At 74.2% G+C, this 4,969-nt stretch carries 4 protein-coding genes and 1 pseudogene; 1 reads left to right on the forward strand and 4 read right to left on the reverse strand.

All coding sequences use genetic code 11. The annotated features are described in order from the left end of the window. The coding region (locus tag ACG2DA_RS21650) for a GlsB/YeaQ/YmgE family stress response membrane protein (RefSeq protein ID WP_395258612.1) at positions 1 to 367 on the reverse strand (367 nt) is incomplete at its 3' end. Between the two features lie 143 nt (positions 368 to 510). On the opposite strand from ACG2DA_RS21650, the gene ACG2DA_RS21655 reads away from it, so the two are divergent. After that, the gene (locus tag ACG2DA_RS21655; RefSeq protein WP_395258614.1) at positions 511 to 2,988 is read left to right on the forward strand and encodes a ComEC/Rec2 family competence protein; all 2,478 of its coding nucleotides are present in this window, start codon (positions 511 to 513) and stop codon (positions 2,986 to 2,988) included. Here ACG2DA_RS21655 and ACG2DA_RS21660 read toward each other — a convergent pair. The 3 genes and pseudogenes from ACG2DA_RS21660 to uvrA all read right to left on the reverse strand — a co-directional run. Further along, positions 2,912 to 4,018 (reverse strand): tetratricopeptide repeat protein, encoded by a 1,107-nt coding sequence (locus ACG2DA_RS21660; RefSeq protein WP_395258616.1) that lies wholly within the window; start codon positions 4,016 to 4,018, stop codon positions 2,912 to 2,914. The genes ACG2DA_RS21655 and ACG2DA_RS21660 overlap by 77 nt on opposite strands. 108 nt (positions 4,019 to 4,126) lie before the next feature. Next, positions 4,127 to 4,621: a hypothetical protein gene (locus ACG2DA_RS21665; protein ID WP_395258618.1), complete on the reverse strand. Its 495-nt coding sequence runs from the start codon at positions 4,619 to 4,621 to the stop codon at positions 4,127 to 4,129. A gap of 37 nt (positions 4,622 to 4,658) precedes the next feature. Beyond that, a pseudogene (uvrA, locus tag ACG2DA_RS21670) lies at positions 4,659 to 4,969 on the reverse strand (ABC-ATPase UvrA); the annotation flags it as partial.

The raw sequence follows: 4,969 nt of genomic DNA on the forward strand, positions 1-4,969 counted from the left end.
GCCGGCGCCGGTCGGCGTCGTGCATGAACTCGTCGCCGTCCTCGCTCTCGATCAGCAACCGCCCGGAAAACAGGCGGTAGAACAGCAACAGGATAAAGGCCCCGGCGATGCCCGCCGCGAAGCCGACCGGGCTGATCGGCGTGATCGGGCCGGTGCGGCGGCCCAACTGCTCCAGCGTGAAAATCAGCACGCCGCAGCCGATCACGCTGCCGGCGATGCCCATCAGCGTGGTCGCGATCGCTCCGCCGGGGTCGCGGCCGGGCATCACCGCCTTGGCGCACAGGCCGACGATCGTGCCGAACCCGACCCACAGCAGGAACTCATGGGCGGCGGCGCTGAACACCCCGCGGAACTGCTCGAAGTCCATCGATCGGTCGCCGGATGCGGGTGCGGAGGGGTGACGCGGCCCGGCCGGTCCTGCCGGCGGAGCCGATCGCTTCCATCGGCGCCGCTCGTCCCGGTCCTCCGCCCCCGTTTGCGATCCGCCGCGCGCGACGGCTTCAATCCGCCGTGCCGCTCCTCGCCCCCGCCGCCGCTCGCGCCGCGCCTCCGGATCGGTTTGAGCGGGGCGAACCCCGCCGCCCGGCGGTGGCGATCGCGGCGGCGCTGGCCGTCGGGGTCTGCCTCGATCGCTGGATGGCTTTGCCGATCGTCTGGACGCTGACGTCCGGCGCCGCGGGCGTCCTGCTGGCCCTCGCGGCCCCCGCGGTGCGGCGGGCGGCGCTGCCGGTCGTGCTCGCGGCGGTCGGCGCCGCCTCGCACCACGTGCAGTGGCGGGCCGTCGCGGCGACGGACGTCTCCCGGCGGGTGGGCGAGGAGGTGATCCTCGCCCGGCTGACCGGCGTGCTGACCGCCGACCCGCGGGAGTACGAGGACCCGGACCGCCCCTCCTGGGAGGACTCCCGCCGCTCCGTGGCGGAGGTGCGGTGCGAGCGACTGGACGGCGACGACGGCCCCGTCGCCTGCAGCGGTCGGGTCCGGCTGTACGCGGCCGGTTCTCTGGGGGAGTTCGGTGCCGGGGACCGCGTCCGCGTTCTCGGTTGGCTGGGGCCCGTGCGGGGGCCGTCGAACCCGGGCGAGTGGGACCGGCGGGCCGCCCTGCGACGGCGGGGGATCCGCTGCGAGATGTCCGCCGACGCCGGCACCGTCGAGTTGTTGTCGCAGGGCTGGAACCTCTCGGCCCCGCTGGACTGGCTCCGAGGACGCTGCGCCCGGCGGATCGAACGCCTGATGCCGGAGCGGGCCGCCGCGGCGGCGAAGGCCCTGCTGCTCGGCGACCGCACCGACCTCACCCGGGAGGACCGCCGCCAGTTCATGGCCAGCGGCACGATGCACCTGTTGGCGATCAGCGGGTTGCACGTCGGCCTGCTGGCGACCTTCGCCGCGGGGCTCTGTCGGTTGATGGGGTTCGGCGCCGGGACAACGGCCGCGCTCTGCGTGGTTGCAGTCGTGGCGTTCGCCCTGCTGGCGGAGTTCCGCCCGCCGGTCCTGCGGGCGGCGCTGTTCGTCCTCCTCGCGGCGACGGCCTGGGCGACCCGGCGAACGCTGGACCTGTTCAACACGCTGTGCGCCGCCGCGGCCGTCGTGCTGCTCGTCACCCCCGCCTCGCTGTTCGAGCCCGGTACGCAACTGTCGTTCGTGGCGGTGGCCGGTTTGGAGTGGGGCCGCCGCGTCTTCGCCTCCCGCCCGCGGTGGTGGCCGGCGGGGCGGCTGCGGTGGGGGGAGCGGCTGTGGGACGGCTACCGTCTCACGGCCGGCATTGCGGTGTGGACAGCCCCGCTGGTGGCGGCGAACTTCGGGTTGGTGTCCTTCGTCGGCTACGCCTTGAACGTGGCGCTCCTGCCGGTCTTCGGGGCGCTGCTCGCCGTGGGGTTCGTCACGCTCGGGCTGCTGATCTTCGTCCCCCCGCTGGCGACGTGGCCGGGCGTCACGTTCGGCGTCGGGCTGACGGCGCTGCTGTGGATCGTCGACGCCGCCGCGGCCCTGCCCGGCGGGCACGCCACCGTGCCGCCCCCGCCCGGCTGGTGGTTGGGAGGGTGGTACGCCGGGCTGATCGGTTCGCTGCTTGTGCCGATCCGCCGAATTCGAACCCCCGCCGGCCGCGGGGCGCTGCTGGTCGGCGGGATCGGGTGGGCGAGTCTCCTGGCGGCCGCCCCCGGCGACCTGCCGGACGGCACGCTGCGGATGACGGCGCTGAACGTCGGCCACGGCTCCGCGACGCTGATCGAACTGCCGGACGGGCACACGCTGCTGTACGACTGCGGCAGCCTCTCCGGCGGGGAGCGGGCCGCGGACGCCGTCGCCGCCGCCCTGCGGGCCCGCGGACGCACGCGGATCGACGAGGTCGTCGTCTCCCACGCGGACATGGACCACTTCAACGGGCTGCCCGAGCTGCTCACCGGCGCCGCCCGGGGCGGGGCCGGGATCGGCGGGCTGTCGATCGGGCCGCACTTCCTGGCGTCCGGGCAGGAAGACGCCCAGGCCGTCCTGGAGGCCGCGGACGGCGTGCCGCTGGCCCGGCTTTCCCGCGGCCTGAGCCGCACCGCCGGCGGGGCGACGCTCACCGTGCTGCATCCCGCGGCCGCCCTCGACCCGGAGGCCTCGGACAACGACCGCAGCGTCGTGCTGCTGATCGAATACGCCGGCCGCCGACTCCTGCTGACCGGCGACGTGGAGGGCGGGCCGCAGCGGGACCTTGTGGAGCGCTATCTGACCGACCACGGGCCGGGAGTCGACGTCCTGCTCGCCCCGCACCACGGCGGGCGGCGGGCGAACCCGCCGGCGCTCGCGGAGGCGCTGCGTCCGCGGATCGTCGTCGCCAGCGGGGCCCAGCACGCCGATCCCGAGTTTCTCCGCGGCGTCTACCCGCGGGCGGCGCTGTACCTCACCGCCGAGACCGGCGCCATGACGATCACCGTGTCGCCGGAGGGGGCGCTGGAGGCGACGCCGTTTCTGCCGAAGGGGCCGGCTGCGTCGCCGCCCCGGTAATGATCGCGGGGGAGGAGGCCGAGGAGGGCGGCTCCCCCGCGTCGGCCTCGTCCTCCCTCGTCTGCGGTTCCTCGGGCAGGCTCGGGGCGCGGATCAGTTCCTCATGGGCCCGCGTGCGGACGCTCTCGACGCGGTAGGCCGTCGCGGCCCGGTCCGCCCGCTCGACGGCCAGTTCGAAGGTGTCGAAGGCGTCCGCGAGCGTCGTGCCGGTCGACCCGGCGATGGCGTGCTCCAGCTTGCCCAAAGCCCCCGGCAGATCGCCTTTCAAAATCTCGGCCCAGCCGGCGGCGCCGGTCTCGACGGCGGCGGTCAGTTTGCTCAATTGGCTGCGGTCCTTCGCCCGCCGGTCCGCGGTGAGGGGAGGGTAGCTGCGATCTCGCACCGCGGTCTTCGCCGTGGGCAGGCCCGACGCGGGGGGCGGGGCGAAGCGGTCCAGCGACGTGAGCGACGCCTTCTTCTTCGCCGCGTCCGCCTCCGCCCGCCGCAACCCGGCGCTCGCCTTCGGAAAGTCCGGCCGAATCCGCAGGGCCTCGCGGAAGGCGTCGGCCGCGGCCCGGGAGCGGCCGAGATCCAGCAGCGTGTTCCCCAGGTTCTGATGGGCCTCCGCGAAGGACGGGTCGAGCCGCACGGCCTCCCGGTAGGCCTCCGCCGCCAGCTTGTTGCGGCAGAGCTTCCGCCGGGCGATGCCGAGGTTGTAGAACCCCTCCGCCACGGTGTGGTCCAGCGAGATCGCCTTCTGCAGAACCTTTTCAGCCTGCTTGTACTGGCCGATCCGGTTGTGGATCGCCCCGATGTTGATCAGCGCCCGGGCGTGGGCCGGCGTCAGTCGGGTGACTTTTTCGAACAGTTCGATCGCCCGCTCGAACCGCCCGGCGGCGAACGCGGCCCCGCCGGCGGCCATGTGCAGTTCGACGTCCGTCGAGGCGGCCGCGGCGGCTTTCTCGTAGGCGTCCGCCGCCTCCTCCCGTCGTCCCGCGGCGGCGTAGGCCCGGGCGACGGCCGGGAGGTCGGGGGCGGGTGGGGCAGACATCAGGGGCGTCCGATGTGAAGAGCCGGCGAGCACGCAGCCTAGGCCGTCGAAACCTCGCACGGAAGCGGTTCCCGCCGCCGACGCCCCGTCATTTCTTGACGGAACCCGTTACCGGGGCAGCCCGCCGGGGAAGGGCGACGCCCCCCCGTCGCCGAGGGTCCCCAAGGCGGACGGACCGACGACGGCCCGCACTGCCCGCCTGCTGAGAGCCTCCAGATCCCGGCGGCGTTCCTCGATCTCCCCGTCGAGCCCTTGGTAGAACAGCACGTAGGTGACGCCGGCCTCGCGAAACGCCCGCACCCGGGCGGAGACGGTCTTGTCCAGGCAGAAGAAGGCCGCGTCCAACCCGGCCTCGCCGCCGGCCAGGGGGGCCACGGGGAGGGCTTCGCTCTCAAAGTCCTCGTACTCGTCCCGCAGTCCGGCGACGGCGCTGTCCACGGCGTCGGCCGGGTCCGGCCCGCCGGGCAGGGCGGTAAACGTCCAGAAACAGGTGTCCGGACTGATCAGCGTCAGGGTGCCGCCGTCCCGTTCCGCGGTCCATCCGTCGGGGACGGGCACCGGCGGGGCGGAGGGCGAACCGGGGGGCGGATCCTCGAAACTCATCAACGCTGTGGGCGGAAGGAACGCGGGAGGAACCATCCTAGCGTCGCGCCGCGGCGAACCGTCGCGCCAGCGCCCGGCCTGTTGGCGTTTTCCTTTCGGCGACGGCGGCCGGCGGTCCCTCCGCCACTACCTCCCCGCCCGCCGGACCGGCGCCGGGGCCCAGCTCCACGACGTGGTCGCACCGGGCAATCAGGTCCAGATCGTGCTCCACGCACAACACCGTGTGGCCGCGCTCGACCAGCCGGGTCAGCAGATCGGTCAGTCGCGTCACGTCCAGCGGGTGCAGGCCGGCGGTCGGTTCGTCGAGCAGAAACAGCGTCGCCGCCGCCCCCGGATCGGCCAGGGCGG

This window comes from Alienimonas sp. DA493 (genome assembly GCF_043951915.1).
GTDB lineage: Bacteria > Planctomycetota > Planctomycetia > Planctomycetales > Planctomycetaceae > Alienimonas.